We start from the raw sequence: 14218 nt of genomic DNA on the forward strand, positions 1-14218 counted from the left end.
TCACGTAGCCGTCGGCGTCGATCAGGCCGTCCTGGCCGTGGGTGGTGTAGGGATCGAGGGCCACGTCGCCGATGAGGCCCAGTTCCGGGAAGCGGCGTTTCAGCTCACGGGTGGCACGCTGGAAGAGGCCGTCGGGATTCCATGCCTCACGCGCATCCTCGGTCTTCACCGACCCGTCCACGGATGGGAACAGCGCCAACGCGGGGATGCCCAGCGCCACACACTCGGCCGCCAGCTTCACCAGTTCGTCGATCGAGAGGCGCGCCACGCCCGGCATCGAGGGCACCGGCTGCCGCACGCCTTCGCCGTCTACCACGAAGGCCACCATGATGAGGTCGGACACCGTGAGAACGGTCTGGCGCATCAGCGCGCGGGAGAAGGCGTCGCGGCGCATCCGGCGCATACGTACGGCAGGAAAGGTCATGGGACGGGCCTGTTCGTGGGCGATCCGCCCATTTTACCCCTTCCCGGCCCGGCCACCGGGGGGACAAGGCGTCGCATAGCCTCCCCTGCTTACGTGTCGATGCGCGCCGTGCTTTCCGGATCGAAGAAGTGCAGCCGCTCCGGCTGGAAGCCCAGGGCCACGTCGGACCCCGCCTGGACCGTCGAATGGGGCGGCACGCGCGCGACCAGTTCCGCATCCCCGTGGCGCATGTTGAGGAAGACCTCGTTACCCACGGGCTCGACCACGTCGACATGCGCGCCCAGGCGCTCCTCGACCCCCGAATGGTCGTCCACCGTGAGCAGATCCTCCGGCCGGATACCGACGACGACCGGTCTGTCGACGTATCCCGCCAGACCCCGCACGTCCGCGCCGAGGGCGATCGAGCCTTCCTTCATTTCCAGGCGCAGGCCGTCGGCACGGCGCAGCGTGCCGCGGAACAGATTCATCGCCGGGCTGCCCAGGAAGCCGGCCACGAAGAGGTTCGTGGGCTTGTTGTAGAGGTTCATCGGCGTATCGAGCTGCTGCACGACACCGGCATTCAGCACGACGATGCGCTGGCCCAACGTCATCGCCTCGATCTGGTCGTGGGTGACATAAACCATGGTCGCGCCGAGACGCCGGTGGATACGCGCAATCTCCACACGGGTGGACAGGCGCAGCTTCGCATCGAGGTTCGATAACGGCTCGTCGAGGAGGAACACGGAAGGATCGCGAACAAGCGCGCGGCCAAGCGCCACGCGCTGGCGCTGACCGCCCGAGAGCGCGGCGGGCCGATGTTCCAGCCGCTCGTCCAGACCCAGCATGCCGGAAGCCAGGGCAACGCGCTTCTCGATCTCCTCGCGGGCCGCCCCACGCAGGCGCAGGCCGAAGCCGAGGTTCTCGCGCACGGTCATGTGTGGGTACAACGCGTAGTTCTGGAACACCATGGCGATGTCCCGGTCCTTCGGTGCCACGTCGTTCACCACCCGGTCGCCGATGGTCATCGTGCCGCCGGAGATCGATTCCAGCCCGGCGATCATGCGCAGCAGCGTCGTCTTGCCGCAGCCCGACGGCCCCACCAGCACCAGCAGTTCGCCGTCGGCGATATCGAAGCTCGCCCCCTCCAGGGCCACATGCCCGTTCGGATAAACCTTGCGCACCTTGTCGAGGCGAACCGCTGCCATTTCGTACTCTCCCGTGGGTCCGGGGCTGGAGGCGGTGCCTGCCATCGCCCGGTGCAATAAGGTATTCTGCCGACGTAATCGTTTACATCAAAGCTTCGGGCGGTACTTAGTGGCCTGTAGGCGCTCACTGACGCCAGGGTAAGCCTTCACTAGACGCCAGACCCCGCGCGAGGCACCCTTGCGGGCTTCCGTGACACGACAGGTTCTTCAACATGGCCAACGTTAGCGCCCCGGCGCCGACCCTGCTCGCCGACCTCGGCGGCACCAACGTGCGCTTCGGCATCGCCCATCCGGACGAGGATCGACCGCTTATCCAGGAAAGCATCCGGCGCTACCACGTCAAGGACTATGGCTCGCTGGCAGACGCGGCCAAGCAGTATTTCAAGGAAACCGGCCACCCGGCCCAACGCGCCATCATTGCCGCCGCCGGCCGCATCGACAATGGAGAGACCGTCAAGGTCACCAACAACCCCTGGGCCATCTCGGCGAAGGCACTTGCCAAGGAACTGGACCTCGAGTGGGTGCACCTGGTGAATGACTTCGCCGCCCAGTCGATGGCGGTCATGTTGATGAGCGATAAGCCGGACGCCGAGGGCCGCATGGACCTGGTACGGGTCGGCAACTGCGCCATTCCGAAGATCGGCGGCAAGGAAGAACAGACCTTCGTGGTCGTGGGTCCCGGCACCGGCCTCGGCGTGGGTGGTCTTCTGATCCGCGGCGACAAGGTGAGCGTGCTGCAGACCGAAGGTGGGCACGCCGGCTTCGCCGCGCATAGCGCCGAGGACATCGAGATTCTCAAGGTGCTCAACCTCCGCTATGGCCGCGTGTCGAACGAGCGCCTCATCAGCGGCGCCGGTCTCGTGAACCTCTATTCGGCCATCTGCGAGATTTCCGGGCAGAAACCGAACGACGCGATCACGCCCGAAGACATCACGCGCCGCGCCACGGATGGAAGCTGCGCGATGTGCAGCCGCGCTGTGGAAACGTTCGCCGGCGTCTTCGGCAGCGTCGCCGGCGACCTCGTGCTCACGCTCGGCGCGTGGGATGGCGTGTACCTCACAGGCGGCATGACGCCGATCCTCTTGCCGTGGATCCAGAAGGGACATTTCCGCGAGCGCTTCGAGGCGAAGGGACGCTTCCGCGACACGATGGAAACCGTGCCCACGCAGGCGATCATGAACCCCGAACCGGGCCTCATCGGCGGTACGGCGCTAGCCATCGTCGAGGCCGGCGGTACACCGCTGCGGCGCTGAGCCGGTCATAGCTAAAGATGCCCGGCATATGCCGGGCATCTTTAAATTTGGTTCTTCACGGACGTCCGGCCAGCGGCAGGGTCGTCATCTAGGGGGGTGCTGATCCCCGATAATGCGTGAAGAACCTTAAATTTCACTCCACGAACGGCTGAGGGCGTGGATCGAATGAGATGCCTTCGAGACAGTTCGGAGTGCTGCCCGTGAAGGCAAACATCATCTCACCCCATTCCCCGAAAGCCGACCATACGGTCCTCGTCGTCCCGGGCGGATCGTGTGGTCGCGGCACCTGCGTCAACTGGAGGTCAGGATAGTGTCGCAAAACCTCGCCTCGTGAGATGCAGCGTCCCATTAGATCCATATACGCAATTCCGACGGTATCGTCGGGCCTTTGCCTGATTTCCGAATGCCCCACTGTGGTCAATGACGAAATCGAACGCGCACCCCCTGGCTCGCCGGGCCACACCTTGCGAAGTGCCACCGCTCCCAGTTTCACCCGCTTGGAGATTTCCGCGACCCGCTCCCACAACACGGGATCGACTTCCGCGTTGCTTGGCTCAACGGCGAGACCATAGTTGGCGTCGTACCAGTTTCCGTAGTAGTCGATATAGCTCTCCCCGGTCGGTACTCTGTTGCGTTCGCAGAACATGTATCCGATCTCATTGGCGTAAACCGGCGGCCGCTGCGCCAATTCCTCGTACTTGGCCAGAAAAAATTCCGGTTCTGCGGTAACCAACCCCATGTCCATGCCAGAACATTTCTTCAGTGCGCGATGGGCGAAAATGTTCTCCAGGAGCCCGAAGCCTTCATCAACACAGGCCTTTCGGATGAACGCGTCTCGAGAACTGAGGTCTTCTCTGTAGCCGTAATTTGCATGCCCCACTTCGTGAGACAGTTGCGAGGCCATATTTAACGCTGAGGCCCCTTGGCGAATAGTGATTTGCTTCGTGCTCCGATTCGCGTATGCCGCAGTGCCGTACTCAAAGGTCCATTGATTCCTCTGCGCGTTATGGGTTTCCGAACGAAATCGCGAAGGTATATGGACGATATCGTCAATCTCCGCGCCTAACCCCGTCTCGTATTTCGCCGCACCAGGGCTGGTGCAGGCGATATCCTGCGCAAAGACTGTTGGCGACAATGCCAATGCCATACACGCCACTGCGTGCTTCCATGTGCCGCACGCCAACCTCGACTGGTCACGCTCCATCCGTTACTCCATCCCATGAGTCTGTCCATGACGCTACAAGGTCGCCATCGCCTCGTGCGCGATCAACCCGCAGACGTAAGTTGACCGGCGCGAATGATCGCCATGGGATGAGCACCTGTCTTGAGAATCGGGCTACAACCTCGCCGTCAATGCCGAACTGTGACGACCCTCACATTTAAACGACGATCAGCAACCGACCCGATAGTCGACGAGGACTTACCCTCTCATCGCACGATTGCGAATCTTCGGAAACGGCTAACGATAGCCAGCATTACGCTGAAGGCGCGAGCAGCGCGTCGAGGTCGTTTTCGTCGAAGCTCAGGCGTTCGCGGCTGCCGCCGCCTTCGAGGACGGCGTCCGCGAGTTGCGCCTTGCGGGATTTCAATTCCTCGATCCGCTCCTCCACCGTGCCGGCGGCTATCAGGCGGTAGACGAATACCGGTTTGTCCTGACCGATGCGGTGGGCACGATCGCTCGCCTGCGCTTCGGCGGCGGGATTCCACCACGGATCGTAGTGGATGACCGTGTCCGCGGTGGTGAGGTTGAGGCCGACACCGCCCGCCTTGAGCGAGAGCAGGAACAGCGGCACCTTGCCGTCCTGGAAGCGCTGCACCGGTTCGGCGCGGTCGCGCGTCTCGCCGGTAAGCGTGGCGTAGGTGATCCGGCGGCGGTCGAGTTCGCCGGCGATGAGCTTCAGCATCTCGGTGAACTGGCTGAACAGCAGCACGCGGCGGCCTTCCCCAAGCAACGCGGGAAGCATGTCCATCAGCAGTTCGAACTTCGCCGACTCGCGCACGCCACGTGCCGCTTCGAGTTTCACCAGGCGCGGATCGCAGCAAACCTGGCGCAGCTTCAGCAGTGCATCCAGCACCACGATGCCGCTGTGCGCAATGCCGCGCTGTGCGATGACCTCGCGCAGTTCTTCCGCGAGCGAAAGACGCAGGCTCTCATAGAGGTCGCGCTGCTTTGACTCCATCACGACGCGACGGGTGATCTCCGTCTTCGCCGGAAGCTCGGACGCCACCTGCGCCTTGGTGCGGCGGAGGATGAACGGCGCGATGCGGCGGTTGAGCCGCTCCTGGCATTCCATGTCCTGGTGCTTCTCGATCGGCAGGCGGTAATGGCGACGGAAGGCGCCCTCGTCGCCGAGCAGGCCGGGCACCGCCAGATCGATCTGCGACCACAACTCGCCGAGGTGGTTTTCCAATGGCGTGCCGGTGAGGCAGAGGCAACGCGGCGCCTTCAGCGTAAGCAGCGCACGGCGCGCCTGCGTGCGAGGGTTCTTGACCTGCTGCGCCTCGTCGAGCACGACCAGCGAGAACGCCTGCTTCTTGAGCGTGTCGACATCGCGCGGCAGCAGTGCGTAAGTGGTAAGAATGACATCGTGCTCGGGGATGCGCGCGAAGGTTTCCGCACGCTGCGGGCCGTGCAAGGCGAGCAGCGTCAGGTCGGGTGCGAAACGCGCGACTTCGGAAATCCAGTTCGGTACGAGGCTGGTCGGCACGACCACCAGCGCGGGCGCCGTGAGGTTGCCGGCGTTTTTTAGCGCGAGCAGGTGGGTGATCAACTGCAGCGTCTTGCCGAGCCCCATGTCGTCGGCGAGTACACCGCCGGTGCCGGCTTCGGCTAGCGCGTTCATCCAACGCAGGCCGTCGCGCTGGTACCCGCGCAGTTCGGCGCGCAGGCTTTCAGGCACCGCGTCGCTCGCGCGCTCGGCGGCCTCACGCAGCCGGCGTGTGAATCCGCGAAGACGCTCGGGCGCCTCGAACGAGCCACCGGTTGGCAACGCCTGCACAAGTTCCTCGAGACGGCCGGCCTGGACGCGCGGCAAATGCAACTGCTGGCGGGGCTTCTCCAGGTATTCCGCGAGGGGCGCGAGCAGGCCGCGCAGTTCCTTCAGGCGAACCGGCACGCGGCGGCGCTCGTCGACCGGCGCGTACCAGACGGAATCCTCGGCTTCCCCCGGCATGGGGCTGAGACTCAGCTGATGCTCGGCCAGGGCCTGCGCGACCGCGGGAAGAAGGTTCACGCGCTTGCCTTCGACCTCGATGCCGATTTCCAGGTCGAAGGCGCGATCGGCATCGTCCTCGTGGGCCTGGCCGTACCAGCGCACGGGGCCTTCCAGCACCTCGAACGGGAAGCTCGGCGCGTACTCGAGCAGAAAGCCGTCGGCCTCCAGTTTGGGCCGCAGGGCAAGCCAGCGTGCGGGGGTATTCACCTCGAGCGCACCCGCGTAGCCCTTGCCGGGAAACAGCCACGCGTCGTCCGGAAGCGTATCGGCCATGTCCCAGGGCAGCCCCTCGGTATCCACCGCGGGGTTGAGCCCGGCGGTTTCCAGGGTTTCCATCGTCGCCAGTTCTTCGGCTCGGCGCCGGGCTATCTCGAGCAGCGCGCCGTTGCGCACGCGGCGGACGAGGGGCTCGCCGCCACGGCCGGGCAGCCGCTCGCCGGCGTAGTCGAAGGTGAGCCGCCCATAGGCGAGTGGCGGCGTGCCTGCGGCGAGCCGCGCGTGGCGCGTCAACGCATGCAGGACCAGCACCGGGCGCGGCGACACTTCGGCACGGCGCACCTCGCCGAAGACCTGCGGTACCGGCACGCGCGGCCCCATGCGTGTAGCGTCCAGCCCCAGGCGAAACGCGGCCGTGTTTTCGGGCGGCAGCGGAGGAAGGTCGAGCCAGCTGCTCTCTTCCTGGTCGCCTTCGAGCGGACCGACTTCGGCGTGTTCCGCGTCGAGGAACCACAGCGAACCCACGCGGAACAAGCGCTGGCTGGCGGGGACGTCGGGCAGCAGCTTCTGGCTTCCGTCCTTCTCGAGGTTCCAGCGCCAGCGCAGGGATTGCGGTTTGCCGCGCGACAGTTTCAGGCCCGCCACGCCGCCGAAGAAACAAGGCGCACCATCGAGGACCTCGGCCAGCAGCTGGTCGCCGAGTTCGCCGGTGAAGCGGGCGTAACTGCGGCTCTTGCGGAGTGTCTGGGGCAGGCCAAGCACGGTGGAAGCCAGGCGCTTTTCCAGGACCGTGAGCGCGGTATCCGGCAGGTGGCGGCTATCCAGGGGGAGGGGGCGCGAATAGCGACCGTCGGGTCCCACCGTCAGCAGGACAGGGGCAACGTCGAGGCGGGCGGCCGGCTCGTGGTCGTCGTTGACACCCTCGAGGAAGAAGCCGAGCACGGCGCGCTCGGACGCTACCGGGCGCACCGATGTGCCGAGCGCACGCTGCCACGCCTGTGGCAGCGTGCCCACGGGAGCCTCCCGTCTGCCCTTGTCGTCCGGTTGATGCATCCGTAGCGATCCTGCCCGCGCGACCAAAACAGGAAGCTTAGCAAAGCCCGGATGCGTTCCCCGTAGGATTTTTTACCCAGGGACCGGCCCGGTTCAGCCAGCCGCGCGGACCCCGCCAGGCTTTGTCAGCCGCGGCCGGGAAACAGGTCGACAGGGTATTCGGCCTTCTGCTCGCGGCCCATGAGGGTACGCAGGCCCTCCTCTGGCGTGACTTCGCCGTGGAGTACGGCGCGCACGGCGGCCGAGATCGGCAGGTCGAGGCCGTGGAAGCCGGCCAGGCGAGCCACCTCGTCGGCGGTGACGACGCTTTCGACCACCTGCCCGATCTGGCGGACCGCTTCGGTCAGCGGAATGCCCCGGCCGAGGGCGAGACCCAACCGGCGGTTACGCGAAAGATCACCCGTGCAGGTGAGCACGAGATCGCCCAGTCCGGCGAGGCCCATGAGGGTTTCCGCACGCGCTCCCAGCGCCACGCCAAGGCGCAGCATCTCGTTCATGCCGCGGGTGATGAGGCCGGCTCGTGCGTTCAGGCCCAGCGCCATCCCATCGGCCACGCCGGTGGCCACGGCCAGCACGTTCTTCATCGCGCCACCGAGTTCCGCGCCCAGGATGTCGTTGCCCGTGTAGGCGCGGAAGTTGGGCGCGTGCAGCAATACCGCCAGTTCCTTGCCGAACGCTTCGTCCGTGGCGTGCACGGTAACCGCGCTGGGCAGCCCGGCCGTTACCTCACGGGCGAACGATGGACCGGTGACGACGGCCGCTGGGCGGCCAGGAAGCTTTTCATCGACCAGTTCGTGCAGGAACCGTCCCGTGCCGGTCTCGAAACCCTTGGTGGCCCAGGAGATCCTGGCCCCGGCATCGAGCAGCGGCACGATCTGGTCCAGCAACGCCGCGAAGGCGTGGCTCGGCACCACGAGCAGGACGATGCCGGCGCCGCGCAGGACGGTGGCGAGGTCGGCTTCGTACGTGAGTTCCGGCGGGAGGTCCAGATCGGGCAGGTAGCGCAGGTTGCGTCGCGCGGCGGCCATGGCCGCGAGCGCGTCGGCATCGCGCCCCCACAGGCGCGTGGGGACGTCGTTGCGCGCCAGCAGGGCTGCCAGCGCAGTGCCCCATGATCCGGCGCCGAGGACGGCGACGGTGGGTCGGGAGGTGGCGCTCATCGCTCAGCTGTTGAGCGAATGGGCACCTGCGCCCTCGACCTGCTGGCGCTGCTGTTCGGCGTAAAGGGCGTCGAAGTTGATCGGCTGGAGAAGGAACGGCGGGAAGCCGCCTTCCTGGATCATCGCCGACACCATCTGGCGCGCGTACGGGAACAGCAGGTTCGGGCAGTAGGAGCCCAGGATGCCGTCGCGGTCGTCGCCCGAGAAGCCGGCGATGCCGAAGATGCCGGCCTGGTGGACTTCGGCGAGGTAGGCGGTGCGCTCACCCAGATTGCAGGTGAGGGTCAGGCTCAGCACCACCTCGAAGAGGTCGTTGCCGAGGTCGACGGCCTTGTGGCCGAGGTTGAGCTGGACCTGCGGCTGGGCTTCGGTCTCACCCATTTCCTGGAACACCTGCGGGGCGTTCGGTGCTTCGAAGGACGCATCCTTCACGTAGATCTTCTGCAGCACGAGCTGCGGCTGGCCGGCCTGGCCGTTGGCGGTGATTTCTGCCATTGCGTGGTCCTCGAAAAGGCTTCGTGTGAGCTGAATGCGTGCCAATGGCACGAAAGCGGGGATTGTTTCACACAACCCCGCGCGCCGCACAGCCCCGGCTTGCGTGCGGGGCCGGGATTCTGAGAGAATGCCCGGCTTCCCTGCGCCAGCCCGACTCGTCGGGAAAGTCCGTTACGCGATGCGGGCTTTCACTGGTGGAAGCGCTCCACCCTCCAGCCATCGCGTGGCGGCCGATCGAACGGTGCGCCGCTGGGCCGTCGCCGTCCTGGCCAAAGGGCGGTCCAACGAATCTAAAGGAGGCCACATGGCCCGTAGATGCCAAGTCACCAACAAGGGCGTGCAGAGCGGCAACAATGTCTCGCACGCGAACAACAAGACCCGCCGCCGCTGGCTGCCGAACCTGCACGAGCGCCGCTTCTGGGTCGCCAGCGAGAATCGCTGGGTGAAGCTCCGCGTTTCCAACCACGCGCTGCGCACCATCGACAAGAACGGCATCGAGGCTGTGCTGGCCGACCTCCGGTCCCGCGGCGAAAAGATCTAAGGAGATCGAACCATGGCAAGCAAGCGCGATAAGCACCGCCTGATTTCCACCGCGGGCACCGGTCACTTCTATACGACCACGAAGAACAAGAAGAACACCCCGGAAAAGATGGTCTTCATGAAGTATGACCCCGTCGTCCGGAAGCACGTGGAATACAAGGAAGGCAAGATCAAGTGATCTTGAAGAAGCCGCCGAAAGGCGGCTTCTTTTTTATTTGCGCGGCGAAAGCCGCGCGTAGGAGCGCGCCTTGCGCGCGACATCTTTTGGGGCCTTGAGCAGCAGGGCCTGATGCTCTTGGCGAAAAGATGTCGCGCGCAGGGCGCGCTCCTACAGAAAGGGTCCGCATAAGAAAGGCCCCACAAAAAAAACCCCGCCGGTCTCCCGGCGGGGTTTTTTGTGTCGACCGAGAGAAGACTGCTTACGCGCCGACCGCCGAGTAGCCCTTCAGGCGCTGGGCGAACTGCTGGAGCGAGCGGATGCCGCTCTGTTCCGCTTCGACGATCCACTGCTGCAGGGCCTTCAGCGACTTCTCGGCGCCGCGCTCTTCCATCAGGGCGACAAGGCGGGCCCGGAAATCGCACACCGTGTTCAGTGCCGGGCGATTGGCCAGGGCGGCCTGCAGGCGCTCGCGGGCATCGTTGTCGAGCCAACGGCCACCGTCGGCCAGGGCGCGACGCAGGCGGCGCGGTACGGCCTTGATGTTCTCGCCGGCCTGGCCCATTTCCTCGCGCATCGTCGGCAGGATCACGTTGCGGTAGTAATCCGTGGTGGCCTGGAAGCGCAGGGTCAGCACGCCCTTCAGCGTTTCCGCATCCGGCAGATGCACGTTCGGACGGATGTTGAGCGTGGGCGCCACGCGCAGCACCTTGGCGAGGCGCAGGAAGCGAAGGCCGCAGATCGTCGCCCAGCCGATGTCGAATTCCCACTTGCGCAGGGCGAACTTCGCCGAGCTCGGGAATGCATGGTGGTTGTTGTGCAGTTCTTCGCCGCCGATCCAGAAACCCCATGGCGAGATGTTCGTCGCGGTGTCCGAGCTCTCGAAATTGCGATAGCCCCACCAGTGACCGATGCCGTTGACGAAGCCGGCGGCCCAGAACGGGATCCACACCATCTGGATAGCCCAGACTGCCAGGCCGATCACGCCGAACAACGCAATATTGATCACCGCCATCAGGGTCGGACCCCAATACGGGTGGCGTCCGAACAGCGTGCGCTCGAACCAGTCGTCCGGCGTGCCGCGGCCATACTTCTCCATGTCTTCCTTGTTCTCGCTGGCATCGCGATAGAGCGACACGCCGTCGAGGAAGACCTTCTTGATGCCGAAGATCTGCGGGCTATGCGGGTCTTCCTCGGTTTCCACCTTCGCGTGGTGCTTGCGGTGGATGGCCACCCACTCCTTCACCACCATGCCGGTGGTCAGCCAGCCCCAGAAGCGGAAGAAGCCGTTGAGCGTCCAGTGGAAATCCACGCCGCGGTGCGTGGCGCTGCGATGGTAGTAGAGCGTCACCGTGAAAATGGTGAGCTGGGTGACCACCAGCACATAAACCAGCATCTCACCCCAGCTTGCGCGGGTGAGTCCGTTGGACAGGAAATCGAGCAAGGTGTCGAGCATCGAGTCGTTACCGCACGGGTAGTTAGGGAAGGTTACCTGCGCAGTCTAGCGAGGCTCCGCCATACCCACCAGCATGGATATCGGCAAATTGTGAAGAGGGTTGTTGTGGGATCGCAAGCCCATTCCGCACAATCGCAGGATGACATCGACCTGCCCCGTTCAGTCAGATCCCCGCCGTTTCGCACGATGGGAACCGAATCCCCGGCGTAGCCCGTCGATCGCCGACGTAGCAGCATGAACGGCACCATTTTGCTGAACGTCGAAGACGTTTCTCGCCGCCGGGCAGGCCGCGCCGCCGTGACCGACGTGTCCTTCACCCTGAACGGCGGTGAAGTCCTCGGCCTCCTGGGCGTCAATGGCGCCGGTAAATCCACCACCCTTTCCATGCTTTCCGGCGCCCTCCGGCCCGATGTGGGCCGTATCCACCTGCGCGGAAACGACTTCGTGGCAAGTCCCGGGGTGGCCCGCCGGCTGATCGGCTGGCTGCCGGAGAATGCGCCGCTGTGGCCAGAGCTTTCGGTCGAGGAACACCTCATGGCGTTTTCGCGTCTGCGCGGCGCGAACCGCCCAGCCGCCCGGCGCGCAGCAGACGCCATCATCGGCCGGCTGCAACTGGGCGAATTGCGCCGCCGTATGGCAGGGGTGCTTTCGCAGGGCCAACGCCAGCGCCTGGGGCTTGCCTGCGCGCTCGTCCACGAACCCGCCCTCGTCATCCTGGACGAACCGGCCAACGCGCTGGATCCGATCCAGGTCGGCGAACTGCGCAAGCTCATCCGCGAGCGCGCGCACGCGGGCGCCGCGGTGATCCTTTCGACCCATGTGCTGGCGGAAGTGGTGGCCGTGTGCGACCGCGTCGCCATCCTCCACGAAGGACGGCTGCGCCACGATGCACCGCTAAGCGGCGACGGAGCCGGCACGGCCCTCGAAGCCACCTTTTTCGCCATCGCCACGGGGGCCGCCGCATGAGTGTCGCCGCCGTCGCGCAACTCGAACTCCGCCGTCTGGCCGTGCGCCCGCTGGCGTGGGCGCTGGCAGCGCTCACCCTGGCCTGGCTGGCCTGGACCTTCGTGCTGGGGTTGGGCCAGTTCCTCGGCGCGCAGGTGAAACTTGCCGCCGTGGCGGATGCGCCCGGTTTCACCGACCTCGTGGCCATTCCGCTGCTCGCGGAACTCGCCAGGCTGGCGTTCCTCGTCGTGCCGCTGATGACGATGACCCAACTGGCCGGCGAACGCCGCGCCGGAACGCTCGCACTCCTCGCCTCCACCGGGCTGTCGCCGTGGCGGATCGTGACCGGCAAGTACCTCGCCGTGCTCGTCTGGCTCGGCCTTTGGCTGCTGGCGACGCTCGCGATGCCGCTCGCTGTCGGTGCCGAATCCACCGCCGACTGGGGCAAGCTCGCAGCCGCCACATGGGGCACCGCGCTGCTGCTCGCCACACTGGCGGCCATCGGCATCGCCTGCTCCGCCGCCACGTCTTTCCCCGCGATCGCCGCGGCGATGGCGCTGATCGTGACGCTCGTTCTCTGGACCATCGATCGAGGCGCGCAGGCCGCCGGCGTGAGCGGCGGCTTCCTCGAATGGCTCAGCATGGCTACCCACCTGCAGAACCTGCTGCGCGGGCTCGTCGTCACGAGCGACGTCATATGGTTCGCGCTGGCCATCACGCTGTCGCTCGGCCTCGCCATCCGCCGCCTCGGCACCGACAGGGAGCGCCAGTGATGCGGCGCCTCGATCGCTGGTTCGTACTCCTTGGCCTCATCCTCGCCACTGGCTGCATCGGCTTCCTGAGCTCGCGGCATGCGTGGACATTCGACTGGACGCGCGGCGCGCGTGCCAGCCTGGCGCCCGAAAGCGTCGCCGTGCTCGACAAGCTTCACGGAGCGGTCGACGTGGTCGGTTACATCTCCCCCACCGGACCGCTGCGCGAGCAGATCGTCGCGGTGATGGAACGCTACGTCCGGGAGAAGAAGGATCTCCGCCTTTCCTTCGTTGACCCGGACCTCGATCCCGCCGCCTCGCGCCAGCTCGGCATTTCCGGTGAGGGCGCATTGATCGTGCGCTACCAGGGGCGCGAGGAGCGCGTGGAAAGCCCGATCAACGAGCGCAACCTCTCCAACGCGCTCGAGCGTCTCGCCCGCGGCGGCCAACGCATCGTCGCCTTCGTTACCGGCGACGGCGAACGACAGGGAGACGGCCACGCCAACGCCGACCTCGGTACGTTCATGAGCCAGGTGGAGCGCCGCGGCATCCGCGCCGTGCCGCTCAACTTCAGCCAGACGCAAGGCGTGCCCGAGCACACCGATCTCGTCGTGCTGGCCAGCCCCGCGGCGCACCTCCCGGCAGCGAGCGTGGCGGCGCTGGTCGATTACGTGCGCGGTGGCGGCAACCTGCTCTGGCTGACCGAGCCGGACAACGAGGATCTCGGCACCGGCGCGCTCGCCGATGTGCTCGGCATCCGCGTCCTGCCCGGTGTACTCGTCGACGGCCAGGGCAGCACGCTCAACGTGAAGGACCCGCGCATCGTGGTGCTCGGCGACTACCCGTTCCATGCGATCACGCGCGCCTTCCGCGACACGACGCTCTTCCCGCAGGTGTCGGCGCTGGCCCAGGTCTCCGACCACGAGTGGGCCGTCGTGCCCTTCCTGCGATCAGGCGAGCGAAGCTGGACGGCGTTCGGCGGCATCGACAACGACAACCCGTCCACCGTCGCGTTCCATCCGGAAGCGGGCGAACTGAAGGGACCGCTCGATTTCGGCTTCGCGCTTAACCGCCTGTCGCCAAGTCCCGCGAAGAGCGAACAGCGCGCCATCGTCATCGGCGACGGCGATTTCCTCTCCAACACCTATGTCGGCAATGGCGGCAACCGCGCACTCGGCGAGCGCATCCTCGACTGGCTGCTCGGTGACGACGTACTCGTGGATCTTCCGGCGCGCGGCGCGCCGGATCGCGTGATATCGATCTCGCAGGATGGCCTCAACGCCGTCACGTTCGTTTTCCTCGTCTTCCTGCCGCTGCTATTGCTCGCCCTGGGCATCGGCATCGCGTGGCGACGGAGGCGGCGCTGAC

12 protein-coding genes and 1 pseudogene are annotated in these 14218 nt (G+C 65.8%); 6 read left to right on the top strand and 7 right to left on the bottom strand.

Translation table 11 applies throughout. The features are described 5' to 3' along the window. A pseudogene (locus VGM61_RS08645) lies at positions 1–424 on the bottom strand (porphobilinogen synthase); the annotation flags it as partial. An 89-nt stretch (positions 425–513) separates the two neighbouring features. After that, positions 514–1608, bottom strand: a complete 1095-nt coding sequence (locus VGM61_RS08650; RefSeq protein WP_331522369.1) for a sn-glycerol-3-phosphate ABC transporter ATP-binding protein UgpC — start codon at positions 1606–1608, stop codon at positions 514–516. Between the two features lie 212 nt (positions 1609–1820). On the opposite strand from VGM61_RS08650, the gene glk reads away from it, so the two are divergent. Continuing rightward, positions 1821–2861 carry a glucokinase gene (gene glk, locus VGM61_RS08655; protein ID WP_331522370.1) on the top strand — a complete coding sequence of 347 codons (1041 nt, stop codon included), beginning with the start codon at positions 1821–1823 and terminating at the stop codon, positions 2859–2861. Positions 2862–2994: 133 nt separating this feature from the next. Here the strand turns inward: glk and VGM61_RS08660 are convergent, their stop codons facing one another. The 4 genes from VGM61_RS08660 to secB form a co-directional block, all read right to left on the bottom strand. Then, positions 2995–4008 carry a hypothetical protein gene (locus VGM61_RS08660; protein ID WP_331522371.1) on the bottom strand — a complete coding sequence of 338 codons (1014 nt, stop codon included), beginning with the start codon at positions 4006–4008 and terminating at the stop codon, positions 2995–2997. Between the two features lie 328 nt (positions 4009–4336). Beyond that, positions 4337–7345, bottom strand: a complete 3009-nt coding sequence (locus VGM61_RS08665) for a DEAD/DEAH box helicase (protein ID WP_414694835.1) — start codon at positions 7343–7345, stop codon at positions 4337–4339. A gap of 125 nt (positions 7346–7470) precedes the next feature. Further along, positions 7471–8505, bottom strand: a complete 1035-nt coding sequence (locus VGM61_RS08670; protein WP_331522372.1) for an NAD(P)H-dependent glycerol-3-phosphate dehydrogenase — start codon at positions 8503–8505, stop codon at positions 7471–7473. Positions 8506–8508: 3 nt separating this feature from the next. Beyond that, entirely contained in the window at positions 8509–9000 is a 492-nt protein-coding gene (gene secB, locus VGM61_RS08675) for a protein-export chaperone SecB (RefSeq protein ID WP_331522373.1), read from the bottom strand. A gap of 304 nt (positions 9001–9304) precedes the next feature. Here secB and rpmB point away from each other — a divergent pair, with 304 nt between their 5' ends. Further along, entirely contained in the window at positions 9305–9541 is a 237-nt protein-coding gene (gene rpmB, locus VGM61_RS08680; protein ID WP_036109731.1) for a 50S ribosomal protein L28, read from the top strand. Positions 9542–9553: 12 nt separating this feature from the next. Then, positions 9554–9718 (top strand): 50S ribosomal protein L33, encoded by a 165-nt coding sequence (gene rpmG, locus VGM61_RS08685; protein ID WP_036109728.1) that lies wholly within the window; start codon positions 9554–9556, stop codon positions 9716–9718. 241 nt (positions 9719–9959) lie between these two features. Here the strand turns inward: rpmG and VGM61_RS08690 are convergent, their stop codons facing one another. Further along, the gene (locus VGM61_RS08690) at positions 9960–11153 is read right to left on the bottom strand and encodes a DesA family fatty acid desaturase (protein ID WP_331522374.1); all 1194 of its coding nucleotides are present in this window, start codon (positions 11151–11153) and stop codon (positions 9960–9962) included. A gap of 249 nt (positions 11154–11402) precedes the next feature. Between VGM61_RS08690 and VGM61_RS08695 the strand changes: the two genes are divergently transcribed. From VGM61_RS08695 to VGM61_RS08705, 3 genes are read left to right on the top strand one after another with little or no spacing between them, the layout of a single operon-like run. Continuing rightward, positions 11403–12119, top strand: a complete 717-nt coding sequence (locus VGM61_RS08695) for an ABC transporter ATP-binding protein (RefSeq protein ID WP_331522375.1) — start codon at positions 11403–11405, stop codon at positions 12117–12119. After that, on the top strand, positions 12116–12871 hold the full coding sequence (locus tag VGM61_RS08700) for an ABC transporter permease (RefSeq protein ID WP_331522376.1): 756 nt from the start codon (positions 12116–12118) through the stop codon (positions 12869–12871). Before VGM61_RS08695 ends, VGM61_RS08700 begins: the two co-directional genes overlap by 4 nt. Next, the gene (locus VGM61_RS08705; protein ID WP_331522377.1) at positions 12871–14217 is read left to right on the top strand and encodes a GldG family protein; all 1347 of its coding nucleotides are present in this window, start codon (positions 12871–12873) and stop codon (positions 14215–14217) included. The genes VGM61_RS08700 and VGM61_RS08705 overlap by 1 nt, the downstream gene beginning before the upstream one ends. The last annotated feature ends 1 nt before the right edge of the window (position 14218 follow it).

The sequence above is a fragment of the Pinirhizobacter sp. genome (assembly GCF_036499745.1).
Taxonomy (GTDB): Bacteria; Pseudomonadota; Gammaproteobacteria; order Xanthomonadales; family Rhodanobacteraceae; genus Pinirhizobacter.

Bases quoted from the DNA above. Each gene is read 5' to 3' on its own strand.
- rpmB (WP_036109731.1), top strand. From the start codon at position 9,305: ATGGCCCGTAGATGCCAAGTCACCAACAAGGGCGTGCAGAGCGGCAAC.
- glk (WP_331522370.1), top strand. From the start codon at position 1,821: ATGGCCAACGTTAGCGCCCCGGCGCCGACCCTGCTCGCCGACCTCGGC.
- VGM61_RS08660 (WP_331522371.1), bottom strand. From the start codon at position 4,008: ATGGCATTGGCATTGTCGCCAACAGTCTTTGCGCAGGATATCGCCTGC.
- VGM61_RS08670 (WP_331522372.1), bottom strand. From the start codon at position 8,505: ATGAGCGCCACCTCCCGACCCACCGTCGCCGTCCTCGGCGCCGGATCA.
- VGM61_RS08705 (WP_331522377.1), top strand. From the start codon at position 12,871: ATGCGGCGCCTCGATCGCTGGTTCGTACTCCTTGGCCTCATCCTCGCC.
- secB (WP_331522373.1), bottom strand. From the start codon at position 9,000: ATGGCAGAAATCACCGCCAACGGCCAGGCCGGCCAGCCGCAGCTCGTG.
- VGM61_RS08700 (WP_331522376.1), top strand. From the start codon at position 12,116: ATGAGTGTCGCCGCCGTCGCGCAACTCGAACTCCGCCGTCTGGCCGTG.
- VGM61_RS08650 (WP_331522369.1), bottom strand. From the start codon at position 1,608: ATGGCAGCGGTTCGCCTCGACAAGGTGCGCAAGGTTTATCCGAACGGG.
- VGM61_RS08690 (WP_331522374.1), bottom strand. From the start codon at position 11,153: ATGCTCGACACCTTGCTCGATTTCCTGTCCAACGGACTCACCCGCGCA.
- VGM61_RS08665 (WP_414694835.1), bottom strand. From the start codon at position 7,345: ATGCATCAACCGGACGACAAGGGCAGACGGGAGGCTCCCGTGGGCACG.
- rpmG (WP_036109728.1), top strand. From the start codon at position 9,554: ATGGCAAGCAAGCGCGATAAGCACCGCCTGATTTCCACCGCGGGCACC.